13 protein-coding genes are annotated in these 20284 nt (G+C 73.4%); 6 read left to right on the forward strand and 7 right to left on the reverse strand.

Features of this window, described 5'->3' with window-relative positions; genetic code table 11:
• Positions 1–19: 19 nt before the first annotated feature.
• From KLI87_RS12590 to KLI87_RS12605, 4 genes are all read right to left on the reverse strand, one after another.
• Positions 20–1435: a cytochrome P450 gene (locus KLI87_RS12590; protein WP_214617075.1), complete on the reverse strand. Its 1416-nt coding sequence runs from the start codon at positions 1433–1435 to the stop codon at positions 20–22.
• 78 nt (positions 1436–1513) lie between these two features.
• Positions 1514–2341, reverse strand: coding sequence for an SAM-dependent methyltransferase (locus KLI87_RS12595; RefSeq protein ID WP_214617076.1), 828 nt, complete (start codon positions 2339–2341; stop codon positions 1514–1516).
• Between the two features lie 70 nt (positions 2342–2411).
• Positions 2412–4538, reverse strand: coding sequence for a nuclease-related domain-containing DEAD/DEAH box helicase (locus KLI87_RS12600; protein ID WP_214617077.1), 2127 nt, complete (start codon positions 4536–4538; stop codon positions 2412–2414).
• A gap of 242 nt (positions 4539–4780) precedes the next feature.
• Positions 4781–6418: an amidohydrolase gene (locus tag KLI87_RS12605; protein WP_214617078.1), complete on the reverse strand. Its 1638-nt coding sequence runs from the start codon at positions 6416–6418 to the stop codon at positions 4781–4783.
• 453 nt (positions 6419–6871) lie between these two features.
• On the opposite strand from KLI87_RS12605, the gene KLI87_RS12610 reads away from it, so the two are divergent.
• Complete coding sequence (locus KLI87_RS12610) at positions 6872–8521, forward strand: PucR family transcriptional regulator ligand-binding domain-containing protein (protein WP_214617079.1); 1650 nt, start codon at positions 6872–6874, stop codon at positions 8519–8521.
• A 284-nt stretch (positions 8522–8805) separates the two neighbouring features.
• The gene (locus KLI87_RS12615; RefSeq protein WP_214617080.1) at positions 8806–9906 is read left to right on the forward strand and encodes a sorbosone dehydrogenase family protein; all 1101 of its coding nucleotides are present in this window, start codon (positions 8806–8808) and stop codon (positions 9904–9906) included.
• A 29-nt stretch (positions 9907–9935) separates the two neighbouring features.
• Here KLI87_RS12615 and KLI87_RS12620 read toward each other — a convergent pair whose 3' ends face one another.
• From KLI87_RS12620 to KLI87_RS12630, 3 genes are all read right to left on the reverse strand, one after another.
• Positions 9936–11000, reverse strand: coding sequence for a threonine/serine dehydratase (locus tag KLI87_RS12620; RefSeq protein ID WP_214617081.1), 1065 nt, complete (start codon positions 10998–11000; stop codon positions 9936–9938).
• 165 nt (positions 11001–11165) lie between these two features.
• Complete coding sequence (locus tag KLI87_RS12625; protein ID WP_214617082.1) at positions 11166–12206, reverse strand: ParB N-terminal domain-containing protein; 1041 nt, start codon at positions 12204–12206, stop codon at positions 11166–11168.
• 424 nt (positions 12207–12630) lie between these two features.
• Positions 12631–13026 carry a transposase gene (locus tag KLI87_RS12630; protein ID WP_214617083.1) on the reverse strand — a complete coding sequence of 132 codons (396 nt, stop codon included), beginning with the start codon at positions 13024–13026 and terminating at the stop codon, positions 12631–12633.
• A 499-nt stretch (positions 13027–13525) separates the two neighbouring features.
• On the opposite strand from KLI87_RS12630, the gene KLI87_RS12635 reads away from it, so the two are divergent.
• Genes KLI87_RS12635 through narI form a run of 4 tightly spaced genes read left to right on the forward strand, consistent with a single transcriptional unit; the run spans position 13526 to position 20281 of the window.
• Positions 13526–17284, forward strand: a complete 3759-nt coding sequence (locus KLI87_RS12635; protein ID WP_374225444.1) for a nitrate reductase subunit alpha — start codon at positions 13526–13528, stop codon at positions 17282–17284.
• Positions 17284–18981, forward strand: coding sequence for a nitrate reductase subunit beta (gene narH / locus KLI87_RS12640; protein ID WP_214617085.1), 1698 nt, complete (start codon positions 17284–17286; stop codon positions 18979–18981). The genes KLI87_RS12635 and narH overlap by 1 nt, the downstream gene beginning before the upstream one ends.
• Positions 18978–19565: a nitrate reductase molybdenum cofactor assembly chaperone gene (narJ, locus tag KLI87_RS12645; protein WP_214617086.1), complete on the forward strand. Its 588-nt coding sequence runs from the start codon at positions 18978–18980 to the stop codon at positions 19563–19565. The genes narH and narJ overlap by 4 nt, the downstream gene beginning before the upstream one ends.
• Positions 19562–20281, forward strand: a complete 720-nt coding sequence (narI, locus tag KLI87_RS12650; RefSeq protein ID WP_156217670.1) for a respiratory nitrate reductase subunit gamma — start codon at positions 19562–19564, stop codon at positions 20279–20281. Before narJ ends, narI begins: the two co-directional genes overlap by 4 nt.
• The last annotated feature ends 3 nt before the right edge of the window (positions 20282–20284 follow it).

The following is a 20284-nucleotide window of genomic DNA, read 5'->3' on the forward strand; positions in this document are numbered from 1 at the left end:
AGGGCACCGTTCCTCGGGGTCATTCGCGGAGGGTGATGTCCAGGTGGATGTCGTTGGCCGCCCACAGGACGAAGCGTTCTGTGGGGGTCACCGGCCGGCCTGGGGTGAGGCGGAACTCGAAACGCTTCAGCAGGACGGCGAGGACGAGTTCCGCCTCGACCATCGCGAGCGCGGCGCCCTCGCAGCTACGGGGGCCGATCCCGAACGGGATGTAGGCGAGCCGGGGGCGGCCCGCCGACGCCTCCGGGGTGAACCGGTCGGGGTCGAAGACGTGCGGGTCGGGCCAGTAGCGGGGGTTCATGTGAACGGCCCAGAAGGGGTAGAAGATGGTCGTCCCGGCCGGGATCTCGTAGTCGCCGACCGTGATGTCCTCGGTGGCCTCGCGGGCGCCGTAGGGGCCCGGCGGGTAGAGGCGCATCGTCTCCCTGAGGACCCTGTCCAGGTACGTCAGCCTCCTCAGGTCGGCGTAGTCGGGGGCGGCGCGGTCCCCGAGGACCTCGTCGAGTTCGGCGGCGACGCGCGCGGCCGCGTCCGGGTGCTGGGACAGCGTGTACAGCACCCAGGAGATCGCGACGCCGGTGGTGTGGTGGGCGGCGAGCATGGCCATCAGCACCGAGTCGCGGATCCGCGCGGGGGACGCGCCCGACTCGGCCAGCGCGGCGATCATGTCGCTGCGCCCGGTGCTCTCGCGGTGGGCCGCGAGGACCCGGTCGACGGTGGCGCGCAGGTAGGCGAGGCCCTCCTCCGCTTCGTCCGAGGTGTCGGGGGCGTCGGGCTGGTAGAGGCGGCCCAGGTGCTCGGTGAGGACGGCCTCGAACGCGGCGACGACCCGGGCGGACTCCTCGGGGGTCAGGCCGCTGCCCAGCGCGTACCGGCAGATCATGCGCAGGGAGAGTTCGCTCAGGTCCTTCTGGGAGGTCACGGTGCAGTTCCGGGGGGTGTGGGGGGTCGTCCCCCCACCGGAAGCAGGGCCGTTCCGGGGGGTGTGGGGGGTCGTCCCCCCACCGGAAGCAGGCCCGGAGGCGGCGCGGGCCTGCCAGGCGTCGGCCAGGTCGGTCGCGAGCGCGGTGAAGTGCGCGAAGTGGGCCTCGTGGGAGGGGCGTCCGGCCAGCACCGACAGCATCACCCGGCGCCACGGGCCGTGCTCGTCGGCCGGGAGCGTCTGGAGGTTGCCCGACTCCTGGAGCGGGGCGAGGAACTCGAACAGCTTCTCCGGCCGTTTGTTGATCTTGGCGGTGGCCTCCAGCAGCACCGGGTCGGCGATCGAGACCGCCAGGCCCGCGCCGGGCAGGGGGAAGCGCACCACCGGCCCGTACTCGGCGTGCAGGCCGAGCTGGTAGGTGTGCAGCCCGCCCGCGTCGAGGATGGCCTGCGCGCCGTCGCCCTCCGTGGACGGCCCGGGGATCTGCGAGGGGGTGATGCCGTTGCCGCGCATGTCGGAGCTCTCCCGCGTTTCGGCTGTTCCAGTGACCGCGATGCCTTCATGCCCGGAAGCGCCCCGGGCGCACATCGGCTACGGCTTGCGGGCGGCGACGGCGTACATGTTGGTGGCGGTGTCGGGGAGGATCTCCTCGCCCGGGGCGGGGTGCCAGCGCGGCATCGGGACGACACCCGGTTCCAGCGGTTCCAGCCCGGTGATCAGCCGTTCCACCTGCGCGCGGTCGCGCAGGTACATGGGGATGCCCCGGCGGGTGTACTCGCCGGCGAGGTGCGCGGACTCGGGCGCGAGGTCGCCGGTGGGGATGGTGAGCGCGAGGTAGCTGCCGGACGGGAGCGGCTCGACGAGCGCCTCCACCAGCGACTGCGCGTCCTCCACGAACTGGAGGACGGCGATCAGCGTGAGCGCGACCGGGCGGGACAGGTCGAGGGTCGCGGCGAGCGCCGGGTCCTCCAGGAGCGTTCCAGGCGAGCGCATGTCGGCCTGGATGTAGGCGGTCCGGCCCTCGGGTGAGCCGACCAGCAGGGCCCGGGCATGGGCCAGGACGATCGGGTCGTTGTCGACGTAGACGACGCGCGCGTCGGGTGCCGCCTCCTGCACCACCTCGTGCAGGTTCGGCGAGGACGGGATGCCGGTGCCGACGTCGATGAACTGCCGTACCCCCAGGTCGGCGAGGTGGCGGGCCATGCGGTGCATGCACGCGCGGTTGGCGAGCATCGAGGTACGCAGGCCCGGCCAGTCGGCCAGGACGGTCGCGGCGGTCTCCCGGTCGGCGACGAAGTTGTCCTTGCCGCCCATGATGTAGTCGTAGACGCGCGCCGAATGCGGCCGGTCGGTCTGGAGATCGGTCTGGTCGAGCCGTTCTTGCTGGTCGGGGCGTCGTCCCTGCGGGGCGTCCGACATGTCGGGAATCCTGCCTCTCGCTCGCGGGTTACCGGGAACCGCTGTTTCGGCCAACCCCTATCGCCGTGCACTATAGCTCCGTGTTGTCCGCCGTTCGCCCGGGTTCGTGGATCTTGTCGGCGGAACCGAGCCAGAGCAGGTCGCGGGCCCGGGTCATCGCGACGAACAACTGCCGCCGGGCCAGTTCCGCGCGTTCCCCCTCGGCGGCGCCCGCGCCCTTTTCCAGACCGGGCGAAAGGTCGTGGTCGTGGTGCGGCAGGAAGACGTTCTTGAATTCCAGGCCCTTGGCGCGGCGGTAGGTGCCGAGTTTGATCGCCTCGACCGGGCGCCCGTCGTAGCTCTCCAGGCGCAGGACGGGGATCCCCTCGCGGGCGAACAGGCGGTGGTACTGCTCGATCTCGCGGCGCGAGCGGCACAGCACGACCGAGTCCGCGAGCGCGGTGGCGCCGCCCCCGTCGCGCTCGGGAAGCGCCCTGATCGCCTCGACGAGGCGGCGGTCGTGCTCCTCCGCGCCGGCCGCGTCGACCCGGAGCACCTCGCCCTCGTGATAGGTGAGATCGACGGCGCGGCGGCCGTTCGGGTTGGGGCCGTCCAGGTCGTCGAAGGGGTCGTCGGAGACGACCTCCATCGCCGCTTCGAGAATGCGCGCGGCGTTGCGGTAGTTGGTGCGCAGGACGGCGCCCCGGCCCTTCACGGCGATCCCGGCGTCCGCGAGCCGGAATCCGCCCGGATAGACCGCCTGCTGCCCGTCGCCGATGAGCAGCAGGCCGTTCGGGCCGTCGCCGGAAAGGGCGTGCAGCAGCCGGACGCCGATGAGCGTGAGATCCTGCACCTCGTCCACGATCACGGCGGAATAGGGCGGGTCGGCGGGCCTTTCGCGCAGTTCCTCCAGGGCCGCGAGCAGCACGTCGTTGAAGTCGCCGACGCCGCGCGCTTCGCGCAGCATCTCGTATTCCTCGTAGAGCAGCCAGGCGGCCTCGCGGTGCGCGGGCTGGAGCGCGGTGCGCCGCCCGTGCCGGGCGACCGTGCGGTACTCCTCCAGGGAGGTCAGCCCGCGCCCCTTGATGACGTGGTCGATCTCCTCGCGCCAGTAGCCGGGGCTCGGGTCGATCTCGGCGAGCGCGCTGTCGCGACCGACCGTCAACCAGGCGCGCGAGAACGCGTCGTCGGCGCGCGGCGGGTTCAACGTCAGGCCGGCGCCGCGTTCGGCGAGGAACGCCGACGCCCAACCGTGCAGGCTGCGGAATTCGACGCGGTCGAGGAACGTGGAGGCCATCCGGGCGAAGAGGTTCTTCTGTACGCGCGGCAGATTGTTGACGAACGTGACGTAGAGGATGCGGCCTGAAGAGCGTCCGGCGAGATGGGCGGCGCGGTGCAGCCCGACGACGGTCTTCCCCGTTCCGGCCGGGCCGGTGATGCGCGCCGGGCCGCTCCAGTCGCGGCGCGCGAGGCCCACCTGGTCGGGGTCGAGAAAGGTCATCCACTGCTCGATCGGCGCGTGCAGCAGCGATTCCATCGCCGCCTTCTCGACGTCCTCGGTCTGGAAAAGGGCGCCGCCGTCGATTTCCACGGGCGCGGCGGGCGCGGCGGCGGCGTCCTCCTTGAGCGCGGCGGAATCGTAGGCCGGGAACGCCTGGGCCAGATGGTCGCCGACAATGCCCACGAGGGCCGGGGTCAGCCGTTTCGGCTCGGCGACCAGCGCGTGGACGAGATCGGGATGGCCCAGCAAGCGCACCCGGCCGAGGCGCGCGTCGATGCGGTGCCCCGCGAACACCATCAGCGGGCGCAGCGCGACCGGCGACATCCCGAGCGAGGCGACCTGCTCGTCGGCCGTCCGCGTCATCGCCAGCAGCTTGGCGACCTCGCCGTCCCGGTTCTCTCCCCCGGTGGTCAGGTGGTCGTCGGCGACGGCCGGGGGCTCGCGCCAGCGCTTGACGTCGATGACGAACACGCCGCCCGGCCCGATGAGGATCATGTCGATGTTCGCGGCGCGGGTGCCGGGCCAGTGCCGGTCCACCAGTAACCGCCAGCCGACGGCGGTCAGGCTGACGAGCGAGGCCGCGACCACCCGCTCGGCCTCGGCACCGGCCTCCCACCGCGCCGCCACCGCGTACGCCTCGCGCGAGCGCCGCGCCAACTCCAGCGCCTGCTCGCGCGCCCGCCGCCCCCGCTCGCCCGCCGAACCGCCTGCCGCCATCGCCCTCGTCCCCGGAAGCCGCCAGAAAGTGACGCTGATTAACAGATAGCAGCGATTGTTGCCGATCGACACCCCAATTGCCGGATCGGCCGCTAATGCAGGCGATTATCGCGAACTCAGTTTCCCCGGGTCGCCAGGGCGGCGAGGAAAGAAGGCCGCGTTCACCGTGGTGCGGACGATGAGCTGGACGCCGGACGGACGGCCCGTGCCCCCGGTCCGCCGTGCGCGCCGGACCGAACGGGTCAGCCGCCCCAGACCGGACGGCCGCCGACCCACGTGCCCGTCACGGGCACCTCGGCCAAGCGCTCGGGGTCGGCGCGCAGCGGGTCCTCGGCGAGCACGGTGAAGTCGGCCAGATAGCCGGGCGCGATACGGCCCTTGACATGCTCCTCGCCGGACGCGGCGGCCGACCCGGCCGTGTAGACCTCCAGCGCCTCGTAGGGGGTCAGCCGCTCCTCCTCGCCGAGGACGGTGCCGTCCAGGCTGCGGCGGGTCGTCAGCGACTGGAGCGCGTACAGCGGCTCGGGCGGGCCGCACGGGTGGTCGGACGAGCCCGCCACGGTGATCCCCGCCTCCCGGAACGTGCGGTGCGGGCTGATCCGCGCCGCGCGCTCGGGGCCGTAGTGGTCGAGCAGGTTGCGCCCGTGGTAGCGGACGAACGCGCCGAAGGGGACGGGGATCACGCCGAGGTCCCGGATGCGCCGCACGAGCCGCCCGTCCACCACCGAGCAGTGCTCGATGCGGTGCGTCTGGCCGGGACGCGGCGGCGTCGCGGCGGTGGCGCGTTCCATCGCGTCCAGCACCTTGGCGATGGCGAGGTCGCCGTTGGCGTGGACGGCGAGCCTGGCGCCCGCCGCGTGCACCCGGTGGACCACGTCGGTGATCTCCTCGTCCGGCATGACCTGGATGCCGCCGGTCGGCTCGCCCCGGGCGCCCCGGTAGGGGCGCGAGCACAGGCAGGTGCCGCCGGAGACCGCGCCGTCGCTCATCATCTTCACGCCGGTGAACCGCAGCCACTCGTCGCCGAAACCGGTGGCCGGGCCCGGGGCCGGGTCGAAGAACTCGTACCAGAGCAGCATGCCGACGCGGGCGGTGAGCACGCCCTGGTCGCGGGCGGTCTGGTACAGCTTCCAGTCGTGCGGGTGGACCATCGCGTCGCAGATCGAGGTGATGCCCGCCGCGTTCATCTCCCCGATCACCCGCCGCAGCGACCCGACCCGCGCCTCCAGCGTCGGGGCGGGGACGAGCGGCGGCCGCGAGCCGTGCCCGAGGAACCCCTCCATCCAGGCCCGCTCCCAGACGACGCCGGTCAGCCGCCCGCCGTCGCGGACCAGCTCGCCGCCCACGGGGTCGGGGGTGTGCTCGTCGTATCCGGCGGCGGCGAGCGCGGCGGAGTTGGCGACCGCGCCGTGGTAGGAGTAGTGGATGATCAGCACGGGGTGGCGGGCGGAGACCCGGTCCAGGAGGGCGCGGTCGACCGCGCCGCCGTCCTCGGTGCGGGAGACGTCGAAGTTGTGGCCGACGACCCACCCGCCGTCCGGCGTGCGTGCGGCGCGCTCGGCCAGCGCCCGCCGCACGTCCTCGGCGCTGCGCGTCACCGCGGGCGCGAGGTCCACGTAGAGGCCGCCGTCGGCCAGCAGCGACGGGTGGGCGTGCGCGTCGTTGAACCCGGGCACGACCACGCCGCCGCCCAGGTCGACCGTCTCGGCCTCCGGGAACCGGTCGCGCAGGTCGCGGACGTCGCCCACCGCGATGACGCGCTCGCCCAGGGTCACGAACGCGTCGACGCCGCCCCTGGAGTCGGACGCGCCGTCCATGGTGATGACGCGGCTCGCCCGCACGAGGCGCAGCGGGTGGCGGGCGCCCTCCGCCCGGCTCATACGGGACCCGCCGCGTCGAGCGAGGTGAAGGCGGGGATCCCCGGCGCGCTGATGGCGGTCATCGACATGGCACTCCCTAAAAACGGGTGGAAGTCGGCGGGCGGCCGGCGGCGACGGCCCGCGCCGGTGGAGGGCCGGCCGCCGGGGCGGGCGACACGACGGGCACGAAGGTCGGATACCAGCCGTACCGCGCCCACCGCCCGGCGTGCAACCAGACACCCCGCACGGCGGTGAGGATCCGCGCGGTCGGCGGGCTCCGCGGCTCGTCGGTGGCGGGTGGCGGTTCGGCGCCCGCGCGGGGTGTCCCCGGCGGTGACACCGAGTGTGCGCACCGGGGGCCGCCGGGACAACGAACAGACTGCCCACGCTCGGTGTTCTCCGCTGACACTTTGTTCACCGACAATGGACCTGACCAGGTTCTTCGGAGATCGCAGGCAGGCGGAGGGAGCACGGATGGGTGACGAGGGCGACGGCCCGCTCGTCCGGGTGGCGCTGCCGACCGTCGCCGAGGCGCTGGAGCTGCCCGCGCTGCGGGTCGGGCGGCCCGAGGTCCTCGCCGGGGGCGAGCACCTGGACCGGCGGGTCCGGTGGGTGCACGTCGGCGAGATCCCCGACATCGCCGGGCTGCTGCTCGGCGGCGAGCTGATCCTGTCCACCGGCATCGGGCTGCCCGACGGCGACGACGAGCTGCGCCGCTACGCCGCCGGGCTGGTCGAGGCGGGCGCCGCCGGGCTGGTGGTGGAGCTCGGGCGCCGGTTCCGGCGGTTGCCGCCGCCGCTCGTCCAGGCGATGGAACGCGGCAACCTGCCCCTGGTCGCGCTGCACCGCGAGGTGCGCTTCGTCCGGATCACCGAGGCGATCCACACCTGGATCGTCGAGCAGCAGTTCGAGGTGCTGCGCGCGTCCGAGCGGGCGCACGAGCGGTTCACGGCGCTGTGCGTCCGGGGCGCGTCCCCGGCGGAGATCGTCGCCGAGGTCGCGGACCTGGCCGGCTGCCCGGTGATCTTCGAGGACCTCATGCACCGCGTCGTCGCGCACGCGGCGGCCGACATGCCGGTGGACGACCTGCTGCGCAACTGGGAGGCCCGCTCCCGGATGGCCCGCGCCGACGGCCGTACGGCGGTCTGCGGCGACGAGCGCTGGGCGGTCACCGACGTCGAGGCGCGCGGCGAGGCGTGGGGGCGGCTGGTGCTGCTGCCGTCCGGCGAGCCGTCCCAGATCCAACTGCTGGTGCTGGAGCGCGGCGCGACGGCGCTCACCCTGAACCGGCTGCTGGAGCGCAACCGGGAGAGCCTGGAGCGGCAGGCGCACCGCTCGACGCTGTCGGACATCATCGACGGCCGCTACGCCTCACCGCAGGACATCGCGGCGCGCACCGCCGCGCTCGGCGTCCCGATCGACCAGAGCGCGCTGGTCGCGGTCATCGTCGAGCCCGAGCACGGGCCGGACGAGCCGGTCGGCCCGCTCGCGGCCGGGCCGCTGGCCGCCGAGCCCGTCGCGGCGGCGGCCCGCGCCGCCGGGGCGCGGGCGCTGGTCGGGGCGCTCGACGGGCGGCGCGTCGGGGCGCTGCTGGCGCTGCCGGGCCCGGCGGGGCGCCCCGGGGTGCTGGACCGGTTCGCGCGGGGCGTGCACGAGCGGCTCGGCCGCCCCGCGACGGTCGCGGCCGGGACGACGGCCCGCGACCTGGCCGAGGTCCGGCGCTCGTTCGCCGAGGCCCACCAGGTCGCCGACGCGGCCCCGCCGCCGGGGACCGGGCACCACCGCCCCTACTACGAACTCCCCGACATCCAGCTGCGCGGCCTGCTCTACATCCTCGGCGACGACCCCCGGTTGCAGGCGTTCGTCGAGCGCACCCTCGGCCCGCTGCTCGACCACGACAACCGGCACGGCACGAACCTGCTGGAGACGCTGCGCGCCTACGTCGCGCACGGCGGCAACAAGTCCGAGGCGGCCGCCGCCGCGCACCTGTCGCGCCAGAGCCTGTACCAGCGGCTCGCCGCCATCGAGCGCGTCCTCGGCGTCAGCCTCGAATCGGCGGACGTCCGGACGTCCCTGCACGCGGCCGTCATGAGCCTCGACTCGACCGGCCCGTCCACCCGCTGACCACTGCCCCACCGGTGTTCGGCGGCATTGGAGGCGCGCAATGCGCGGCCAAGAGTTGATCTTGATGAAGGGCCACCAAGGCACGGTTGATGACGCTGGTCATCGCGGTCGTTTCTGATTCATTTGAGGGGCCTTGCTGTTAAAGGTGAAAAATCGAACCTTCACAGCGGACAGTGGGACAGGTACGTTACAAGGCGATACGGAGTGATCTGGATCCGATCATTTCGCCACTGCGGAGGCGTAACCGGGGGCAACCGGCAGCACCAAGCGACATGGAGTGGAAAATGCCCCGGAAAACACGCGCGATGGCCTTCCCGATCGCGGTCTTCACCGCCGCGTCCCTGGTCGCGGCGCCGGCGTCGGCGACGCCGCAGGTCTCCCCCCACAAAGCCGCGCGGGCCAATCCCGCGTTCGACTTCTCCAAGCCGCAGACCGCCGCGACGAACCTCACGGTGCCGTGGGGCCTCGCGTTCCTGCCCGACGGCAGCGCGCTGGTCTCGGAGCGGACGACCGCCCGCATCCTCAAGGTGACCTCCGGCTCGACGACGCCGACCGAGGTGGCGAAGCTGTCGGGCGTCGCGTCCACGGGCGAGGGCGGCCTGCTCGGCCTCGCGGTCTCGCCCGACTACGCGAAGGACGGCTACGTCTACGCCTACTACACCTCCTCGACCGACAACCGGATCGTCCGGTTCAAGCTCGCCGCCTCGCCCCAGCAGGAAGTGGTGTTCTCCGGCATCGCGAAGAACTCCTTCCACGACGGCGGCCGGATCCACTTCGGCCCCGACGGGTTCCTGTACGCGAGCACCGGTGACGCCGGGACGAAGCCCAACGCGCAGAACGCGTCCAGCCCGAACGGGAAGATCCTGCGGATGACGCCGGAGGGCAAGCCCGCCCCCGGCAACCCCGCCCCGAACTCGGTCGTCTATTCGCTCGGGCACCGCAACGTGCAGGGGTTCGCGTGGGGCGCCGGCGGGATGTACGCCAGCGAGTTCGGCCAGGACACCTGGGACGAGGTCAACCACATCACGCCCGGCGGCAACTACGGCTGGCCGAACGTCGAGGGCACCGGCGGCGGGTCGAACTACATCGATCCCATCGCCACCTGGCGGACGAGGGAGGCCTCGCCCAGCGGCACCGCCGTCGTGGGCGACACCCTCTACACCGCCGCCCTCGGCGGCCGTCGCCTGTGGACGGTCCCCCTCGACGGCAAGGGCGGCTCGTCCGGCACGCCCACGGCGGTGCTCCAGGGCGCCTACGGGCGGCTGCGCACGGTGGAGCTGGGCCCGGACGGCTGGCTCTGGGTGACGACGAGCAACCGCGACGGCCGGGGCAGCCCCGCCGGGACCGACGACCGCATCCTCCGCTTCCCCAAGGCCGCCGGCTGACCCGGCCCGACATCCGGCCGGTTCTCGGGTCACCCGTCCGCGACCGCGCCCGCCAGCAGCGAGACCAGCAGGCCCTCCTCGACGTTGCCGCCGCTCAGCAGCACCCCGACGTCGGCGCCGAGCGAGGGGGCCAGGTCGAGCGCCGCGGCGAGCGCGGTCGCCGCGGCGGGTTCGACCAGCAGCCGGGCGTGCAGCAGGGCGGCGCGCAGCGCGGCGCCGATCGCGGCCTCCGGCACGGCGACGACCCGAGAGACCGAGGCGCGCGCCGTCCGGAAGGGCAGCGCGCCGATCCGGTCGGGGCGCAGCCCGTCGGCGATCGTCGGGCCCACCGGGACGGTGACGGGCCCGCCCGCCTCCAGCGCGGCGGCGAGCGCGGGCACCGCCGCCGGTTCCGCGCCGACCACCGCGATCCCGGTCCCGGACGTGGCGAGGCAGGCGCCGGCGACCGCGCTGCCGCCGCCGACCGGCACGACGACGGCGTCCAGGCGGCCGCCCTCGCGCTCCACCTGCTCGACCAGCTCGGCGGTCGCGGTGCCCTGCCCGGCCACCACGCGCGGGTCCTCGTAGGGGTCGACCACGTCGTAGCCGTGCCGCTCCCGCAGGTCGTGGACGGCGGCGATCCGCTCCGCGAGCGTGGTCCCGGCCGTCACGACGCGGGCGCCGATCTCGCGGAGCCGCGCGACCTTGCCGGGCGCCGCGTCCTCCGGCAGGACGACCGTCGCCGGCAGGCCCCGGCGGCGCGCGGCGAGCGCCACCGAGATGGCGTGGTTGCCGGTGCTCTGCGCGAGCACGCCCCGGCTGCCCTCCGCCGCCAGCCGCGCGACGGCCAGCGACGCGCCGCGCACCTTGAAGGACCCGCCGCGCTGGAGGTTCTCGGCCTTCAGCCAGAGCCGCGCCCCGGCGGCGGCGTCGAGCGCCTCGCTCCGCACGACCGGAGTCCGCCAGATCTGCCCGGCGAGCAGCCGCGCGGCGCGCTCCACGTCCTCGCGGCCGAGTTCGGGAAACGCCGTTTCGGCGTCCCCCGTTTCGGGACGGTCCGCCGCGATGCCGGGCACGGCCCCGCGAGCGGTGTGGTCGACGGCGGAATCGCGCATGGTCGCGTCCCCTCGAATCGCGTCCCCGCGCCGGGGAACACGGGAGAACGTAGATGATCTAGGCGAAGAGCGTCCATGTTCTCCGCGCCCGCGTCCGATGGCATGGCCGTGAAGTGCGACGACGCCCACCGGAATGTCCGGCGGGCGCCATCGGTCGCGCTCATGTCACTGCGCGGTCTGCCGCCCGAGCAGCCACGGGTCGGATATCTTCGCCCGCATATCGAGTTCCCGTGCGAATTCGAGCCACATCTGCGAGTTCTGCCGGGCTATCTGCATCGCGAGCGTCAGGCAGTGGGAGGGCACCGACGCCACGAAATCGGTCATGTTCGTCGCGCCCGCCGCGTTCTCCTTCAGCATCCGCAGCAGCCGCCGGCCCTGCTCGCTGTGGCGCAGCGAGGGGTCGCGCAGCAGCTTCTCCAGCGCCACCGTCGAGGGCGCCGCGCGCACCTCGCCCACCTTCACCGCCTCGGCGTCGCGGTCGAAGGAGCGCTTCGGCTTCTTCGGCGGCGCCGAGGGCGTCGGCGTGGACGAGGCGGCCGACGACCCGGGGGCGGGCGCCGAGCGCCCGGCGGGCACCGGCTCCTCGCCGCGCTCCAGCCGCCTGCGCACGTCGAGCGCCGTCGCGGGCGAGACCCCGGCGATCCGCGCGACCTGGCGCAACGAGGTCCGCGGGTTCTCCCGCATCAGCTCGGCGGCCCGGCGGCGCCCCTCCCCTCCGTTGAGGGGGCGTACCCGCCCGTCCCGTCCGACGCGGGTGTTCAACTGCGGCACGGCATCGGTCGATCGGCGCATCTCGGCCACGACCCGCGTGCCGAGCCCGGTCGTCTTGGCGATCGCGCGGTCGGACATGTCGGGCTGCGACATCAGGATCCGCAGCGCCGCCGCGTGCCGGTCGGCCTGGGAGAGCGGCAGGCCGTGCCGGACGTTGGCCTCGACGCCGAGGACGAACGCGTCCTCCGGGCTGCCGTCGAAGAACTCGACCTCGATCGTCTCCTGCCCCCGCAGCGACGCGGCCATCAGCCGGTGGACGCCGTCGATCACGCGCATCGTGCGCCGATCGACCAAAATGGGCGGGAGCGGCCCCTCGGTCTCGGCCAGCCGCATGACGTGCGCCTTGTCCTCACCCCTGAGGCGCGGGGAGTCCCCCGGCCGAAGATCGAGAATGGAGACGGAGACGACCATCGACCCGCGGCTTCCGGCGGGCACGACCTCGGTCTGGACTTCCCCCGTAACCGAACTGCCTGATGCCTGATCCACGCTTACACCCCTCTGAGACAACTTGGCTGCGGCTGTCGGCGGCTCGCATGGGCGCGCGCGAGCGGTTCTGGCGGTAGGCGCGCCCACAAATCCATACCTTCCGACGGCGAACTACCGTCATTCAGTTCGTGATCACACGGTCACCCTGTGATATCAATGGCCGTGGGACCAAGATCTTCAGGCGTGCCGTCACGCTAGCCGAACCGGAGTGATCTTGAAAGATTCGGGATAGCGGGCGCGCCGTTCAAGGAGAAGCGGCCAGCCGAAAGCGCGGCGATCCGAGCTCGGGGTTGAAATTTTGACCATCGGGTGCCCCCTATGAAGTGCGGCGTTCCCATTCCGTCGCCGATCGCGACGGAGCGCGGTGCACCGATCACCGCGCAGCGTTAACCGTTTCAGGATTGGCCGCTTCGTCCCCCGAGGTGTTTTGTTTGGCGCGGGCGAGGACGGCCTCCGCCGCGAACCGCGCCCACTCCGGCGCGCCGCCGTCCTCCGACACGGCACGGTAGAGCCGGTCCCACACGCCGGAGTCGCTCCAGCAGGCGAACCACCGGTAGATCGTCTGCCACGACGCCCCGAAGACGGGCGGCACCCGCCGCCAGGCGCAACCGGTCGTGGCCGCGAGGACGATCGCCGCGAGCACGTCCCGCTCGGAGGCGCGCCGCCGCCCGCCCCCCTGCGGACGCGTCGGCGCGGGCGGCGCCACGCGCTGGAACGCCTCCCACAACCCGTCCGGAACCAGGTGCTCCACCACCATCGCGGCCCCCATGGCCCAAGATTACCGGTTGCGCCAAACGAAACACCGTGGACCAACCTCCTCCCCGCCGGGCGCACGCGCGGCGCGGGGGCCGTGCGGGGCGGCGGCGCAAGGGGCGGCGCAAGGGGCGGCGCACCCGCCCCCGAGCCGAACGGCCCGCGCGTCCCGGCGCGGCGCGCGGGTTCGGCCCGGCCGGCCGGCCGGCGGGGCCCGTGCGTTTCGCGTTCTATGTCGGCGGATTATCGGTTGGATCGTCCGTGCCCCCCGGAGGCCCCCGACGTCTGATTTTCCCCGCACGGGAGCACGGGGTTTTTCTATATTCGGGTTGCGCCGCCCGGCCGGGCCCGAGATCCCGGGGCGAGGAATTTAGGTTAGCGAATGGCAAAGAGCATTGACTCCTATGGTCAAGGAGCGTGAGATTTCTCGGGGGCCGGTTCGGCCGGTACGCCGGCGTGCGCTTGTGAAGGAGTGTGCCGTGGTTCTTCGTGGAGGCCGTGAACGTGCCGGGCAGGTGGCGGCGGAAGCGGAGGAGCGGCTGCTGAGAGCGGGCCGGCTGCTGCGTCCCGCGCGGACCGCCGCCGATCTCCGCTTCGTGTACCGCGACGACCAGAAGGTCAACGACGCGCCGTACCGGGAGCGCTGGGCGCACGACAAGGTGGTGCGTTCCACGCACGGGGTCAACTGCACCGGGTCCTGCTCGTGGAAGGTGTACGTCAAGGACGGTCTGATCACCTGGGAGACGCAGCAGACCGACTACCCGAGCGTCGGGCCCGACCGCCCGGAGTACGAGCCGCGCGGCTGCCCGCGCGGGGCGTCCTTCTCCTGGTACACCTACTCGCCCACGCGGGTGCGCTACCCGCACGCGCGAGGAGTACTGGTCGAGATGTACCGGGAGGCCAGGCGGCGTCTCGGCGACCCCGTCGCCGCCTGGGCCGACATCGTCGACGACCCGGAGCGGCGGCGCCGCTACCAGTCGGCGCGGGGCCGGGGCGGGCTGGTGCGCGTCGGCTGGGACGAGGCGCTGGAGATCGCCGCCGCCGCGCACGTGCACACGATCAAGAACCACGGCCCGGACCGGGTGGCGGGCTTCTCCCCCATCCCGGCGATGTCGATGGCCTCGCACGCGGTCGGCGCCCGGTTCATGTCGCTGATCGGCGCGCCGATGCTGTCGTTCTACGACTGGTACGCCGACCTCCCGGTGGCCTCGCCGCAGGTGTTCGGCGACCAGACCGACGTCCCCGAGTCGGCCGACTGGTGGGACGCGGGATACCTGCTGCTGTGGGGTTCCAACGTCCCGGTGACGCGCACCCCCGACGCGCATTGGATGACCGAGGCGCGTTATCGCGGGCAGAAGGTCGTGGTGGTCTCGCCCGACTATTCCGACGCCACGAAGTTCGCCGACGAGTGGATGCATCCGCACCCCGGAACCGACGGCGCGCTCGCCATGGCGATGGGCCATGTCATCCTGCGCGAGCATTTCGTGGACCGCACCACACCCTATTTCGATGGATATGTGAAGCGTTTCACCGACCTCCCTTTCCTCGTGGAGTTGCGGGAGAAGGACGGCGCGTTCGTGCCCGGCAAGTTCGTGACGGCGGCCGACATCGGGCTGGAGACGGCGGCGGCGCCGGGCGACCGGCGGTGGCAGCCGGTGCTGATGGACGCGCGGACCGGCGCCCCCGCCGCCCCGAACGGCACGCTCGCCGACCGCTGGGGGCCGGAGGGCGAGGGCCGCTGGAACCTCGACCTCGGCGACCTCGACCCGCTGCTGACCCTGTACTCCGACGGCGCGCGGAGCGCCGAGGTGCTGCTGCCCCGCTTCGACACCGAGGCCGCCGGGGCGCCCGCCGCGGGCGCGAACGGCGACGGGGCGGCGGACGCCGACCAGACCGCCGGTGGTGGCGCGGTGCGTCGCGGTGTGCCCGTACTCCGGGTGGGCGGGCGCACCGTGACCACCGTGTTCGACCTGCTCCTCGCCCAGCACGGGGTGGACCGCCCCGGGCTGCCCGGGGAGTGGCCCGCCGGCTACGAGGACCCGCGCGTCCCGTGCACGCCCGCCTGGCAGGAGGAGATCACCGGTGTGCCCGCCGCGCGCGTCGCCGCGATCGCGCGGGAGTTCGCGGACAACGCCGAGCGCACCCGGGGGCGCTCGATGATCGTGATGGGCGCGGGCACCAACCACTGGTACCACTCCGACACGATCTACCGCTCGTTCCTGTCGCTGCTGCTACTCACCGGCTGCCAGGGCGTGAACGGCGGCGGCTGGGCGCACTACGTCGGGCAGGAGAAGGTGCGGCCGCTCGCGGGCTGGCAGCAGCTCTCGACGGCGGCCGACTGGGTCCGGCCGTCCCGGCAGATGGCGGGCACCCCGTACTGGTACACGCACACCGGGCAGTGGCGCTACGAGGGCTTCTCGGCGGGGGCGCTGTCGTCGCCCACCGGACCCGGCCTGTTCGCCGGGCGGCACACCGCCGACCTGGTGGCGCAGTCGTCCCGGCTGGGCTGGATGCCGTCCTACCCGACGTTCACCGCGAACCCGCTGGACCTCGGCCGCGCCGCGCGCGAGGCGGGCGGCGACCCGGCCGACTGGGTCGCCGAGCGCGTCCAGGACGGGCGGCTCGGCTTCGCGGTCGAGGACCCCGACGCCCCCGAGAACTGGCCGCGCGTGCTGACGGTGTGGCGCGCGAACCTGATCGGCTCGTCCGCCAAGGGCAACGAGTACTTCCTGCGGCACCTGCTCGGCGCGCAGGACAACGCGACCGCCGAGGAGGCGCCGCCCGGCGCCCGGCCGAACGAGGTGGCCTGGCGGGAGGGGCCGCGCGGCAAGCTCGACCTGCTGATGGCGCTGGACTTCCGGATGACCTCCACCACGCTGTTCGCCGACCTCGTGCTCCCGGCGGCGACGTGGTATGAGAAGCACGACCTGTCCAGCACCGACATGCACCCCTACGTGCACGCGTTCTCCCCGGCGATCAACCCGCCCTGGCAGGCCAGGACGGACTTCGAGATCTTCCACGGGCTCGCGCGGAGGCTGTCGGAGCTGGCGCGGGGGCGGCTGGACGTCGCCCACGACCTGGTCGCGACCGCGCTCCAGCACGACACCCCCGGGGAGACCGCCCAGCCCGGCGGAACGGTCCCCGACTGGCGCGAGGGCCATCCCGCGCGCCCCGGCCGCAACCTCCCGGCGATCACGCTCGTGGAACGCGACTACACCGCGGTCGCCGACCGGCTCGCCGCGCTCGGCCCGCTGCCGCGCGACGCGGGGATGCTGGTCAAGGGCGTCCACGTGCAGGCCGCCCAGGAGGACGCGTGGCTCGCCTCCCGCTGCGGCACCGCGACCGGCGGCGCGGCGCGCGGGCGCCCGCTGCTCGACACCGACGTCCGGCTGTGCGAGGCCGTGCTGGCGCTGTCGGGCACCTGCAACGGGCGGATCGCGGCCGAGGGCTTCACGAACCTGGCCGGACGGTGCGGCGACGGCTCCGGGCTGGCGGAGCTGGGCGCCTCCGTCGCCGAGCGCCGGGTGGTGTTCTCCGACACCCAGGACCGCCCCGTCCAGGTCTCGACGAGCTTCGAGTGGTCGGGCAAGGAGGCGACCGACCGCCGCTACTCGCCGTTCACGATCAACGTCGAGCACCGCAAGCCCTGGCACACGCTGACCGGGCGGCAGCACTTCTTCCTCGACCACGACTGGATGATCGAGTTCGGCGAGCAGCTCCCGATCTACCGCCCGCCGCTGGACATGGCCGCGCTCGGCGAGGGGCGGGCCGCCGCCGCGCTGGGCGACGGCGACGCGAACGGCAACGGCGACGGACGCGCGGTGACGGTCCGCTACCTCACGCCGCACTCCAAGTGGTCGATCCACTCGGAGTACCAGGAGAACCTGCTGATGCAGACGCTCGCCCGGGGCGGGCCCGTGATCTGGATGAGCGTCCAGGACGCGGCGGCCGCGGGCGTGGCCGACAACGACTGGATCGAGGCGGTCAACGTCAACGGCGTGGTCGTCGCCCGCGCGATCGTCTCGCACCGCATGCCGCCGGGCACCGTGTTCATGTACCACGTGCAGGAGCGGCTGGTGAACGTGCCCCGCTCGACCGCCACCGGACGCCGGGGCGGCGTCCACAACGCGCTGACCAAGCTGCTCATCAAGCCGACGCACCTCATCGGCGGCTACGCCCAGCAGTCGTTCGCCCCCAACTACCACGGCCCGACCGGCAACCAGCGCGACGCCGTCACCGTGATCCGGCGCCGTTCCCAGGAGGTCCAGTACTGATGGCCCGACCGAGTCTCCGCAAGAAGGGCGGCGCCGCGAACGGCCGCGGGAAGGCCGCCCCGCGCCGCGTGATGGCGCAGGTCGCCATGGTGATGAACCTCGACAAGTGCATCGGCTGCCACACCTGCTCGGTGACGTGCAAGCAGACCTGGACGAACCGTCCCGGCACCGAGTACGTCTGGTTCAACAACGTCGAGACCCGGCCCGGCCAGGGCTACCCGCGCGGCTACGAGGACCAGGACCGCTGGAACGGCGGGTGGACGCTCAACCGGCGCGGCAGGCTCGTCCCCCGCGCGGGCGGACGGTTCCGGCGGCTCTCGGGCATCTTCGCCAACCCCGACCTGCCCGAGCTGAACGACTACTACGAGCCCTGGACCTACGACTACGCCACGCTGACCGACGCGCCGCTCGGCGACGACGTCCCGACGGCGGCGCCGCGCTCGCTCATCGACGGCAGGCCCACCTCGGTGGAGTGGGGCCCCAACTGGGACGACGACCTCGGCGGCGGCCCCGCGCACGTCGCGAACGACCCGATGCTCCGCAAGATCGGCGACGGCATCAAGCTGGAGTACGAGCAGTCGTTCATGTTCTACCTGCCGCGCATCTGCGAGCACTGCCTGAACCCCTCGTGCGTGGCGGCCTGCCCGTCCGGCGCGCTGTACAAGCGGATCGAGGACGGCATCGTGCTGGTCGACCAGGACCGGTGCCGGGGCTGGCGGATGTGCGTGTCCGGCTGCCCCTACAAGAAGATCTACTTCAACCACCGCACCGGCAAGGCCGAGAAGTGCACGCTGTGCTACCCGCGCATCGAGGCGGGCGAGCCGACGGTCTGCTCGGAGACCTGCGTCGGGCGGCTGCGCTACCTCGGCGTGATCCTCTACGACCCCGACCGGGTCGGCGAGGCCGCCTCGGTCGAGGACGACCGGGACCTCTACGAGGCGCAGCTCGGCTGCTTCCTCGACCCCGACGACCCGCAGGTCGCGGCGGCGGCCGAGGCGTCCGGCGTCCCGCACGACTGGGTCACCGCCGCGCGGCGCTCGCCGGTGCACGCGCTGATCAACAAGTACAGGGTCGCGCTGCCGCTGCACCCGGAGTACCGGACGATGCCGATGGTCTGGTACATCCCGCCGCTGTCGCCGATCGTGGACGCGCTCGCCGGGACCGGCAACGACGGCGAGGACGCGGGCAACCTGTTCGGCGCGATCGAGTCGCTGCGGATCCCGGTGTCCTACCTCGCGGAGCTGTTCACCGCCGGGGACGAGGAGCCGGTGCGGGCGTCGCTGCGCAAGCTCGCGGCGATGCGGGCGCACATGCGCCGCGTCAACCTCGGCGAGCCCGAGGACCCGTCGATCGCCGGGAGCGTCGGCATGGACACCGACCAGATGCGGGCCATGTACCGGCTGCTGGCGCTGGCCAAGTACGACGAGCGCTACGTCATCCCGACGGCCTACAGCGGCGGCTCGTTCACCGGGCACGCCGACCACGGGTGCAGCCTGGAGGGCCCCGGCGGCCCGGGGATGATGGACGGCGACGCCGCGGGCGAGGCGTTCCACGCGCCGCCGCTCGTGCCCGCCCCGTCGAGCGCGGCGGGCGAGGGCGACGGCGACGGGCCGCGCCGCGTCAACCTGCTGAACTGGAACGGTCACGGCAGGCCCGCCGGGCTGTTCCCGCCGCGCGCCGCCGGGGAGGAGTCGTGACGGTCCGGCTCGTCCGGCAGGCGGCCTCGCTGCTGCTGTCCTACCCGGACGCGGACTGGCCCGCGACGCTCGACCTCGTCGCCGGCTCGCTGGCGGGCGCGCGGGGCCCGGCGCCCGCCGCGCTCGCCCGGTTCTGCGCGGACGTCGCGGACGTCCCGCCGCTGGAGCTCGGCGCCCGCTACGTCGCGACCTTCGACCGCGACCGCCGCCGCACCCTGCACCTGACCTACTACACCGACGGCGACACCCGCGCCCGCGGCGCGCGGCTCGCCGGGATGAAGGCCCTCTACCGGCGGCACGGCTGGAACCACGAGGACGCCGAGCTGCCCGACTTCCTGCCGGTCATGCTGGAGTTCGCGGCGCGCGTCCCGGACGCGGGGAGCGAGCTGCTCGCCGCGCACCGGCCCGGCCTGGAGCTGCTGCGCCTCGCGCTGCGCGACGCCGGCAGCGGCTACGAGGCGGTCATCGGGGCCGTGTGCTCCACCCTCCCGGGCGCGAGCCCCCGCGACCGGGAGGCGGCCCGCGCGCTCGCGCGGTCAGGACCCCCCACCGAGACGGTGGGCGTGGAAGGACATCGACGATGAGACACCTGCACATCGCCCTGTGGGGCGTCCTGCCCTACCTCGTGCTCGTCCTGTTCCTCGCGGGCAGCGCCTGGCGCTACCAGTACGACAGGTTCGGGATCACCACGCGGTCCAGCCAGCTCCACGAGAGCAGGCTGCTGCGGGTCGCGAGCCCGATGTTCCACATCGGGCTGCTGCTGGTCATCGGCGGCCACGTGATCGGGCTGATCGTCCCCGAGAGCCTGACCGAGGCGCTGCGCGTCCCCGAGTCGGCCTACCGCGCCAACGCGCTGCTGGTCGGCGGGCTCGCGGGGACGGCCGCCGTCGCGGGCCTGTCGGTCCTGATCTGGCGGCGGCTGAGCACCCGCGCCGTCCGGGAGTCCTCCACGCGCAGCGACCGCGCCCTGTACCCCGTGCTCGTCACCGTGCTCGTCGCGGGGCTGGTCGCGACGCTCGCGGGCAGCGCGTCCGGCGACTACGACTACCGGCTCGGGGTGTCGATCTGGTTCCGCAGCCTGTTCGAGCTGGACCCGAACGTCGACGCGATGCGGGACGCGCCGCTCGTCTTCCAGGTGCATACGCTGACGGGCATGGCACTGTTCGCGCTGTGGCCCTTCAGCCGCCTGGTGCACGCCTTCGCCGCGCCGGTCGGTTACCTCGTCCGCCCCTACGTCGTGTACCGGTCGCGCCGCCCGGCCCCGGCGCGGGCGCTCGACGGACGGCCGGACCGCGCCTGAAGC

Source organism: Actinomadura sp. NEAU-AAG7 (genome assembly GCF_018603865.1).
Lineage (GTDB): Bacteria > Actinomycetota > Actinomycetes > Streptosporangiales > Streptosporangiaceae > Spirillospora > Spirillospora litoris.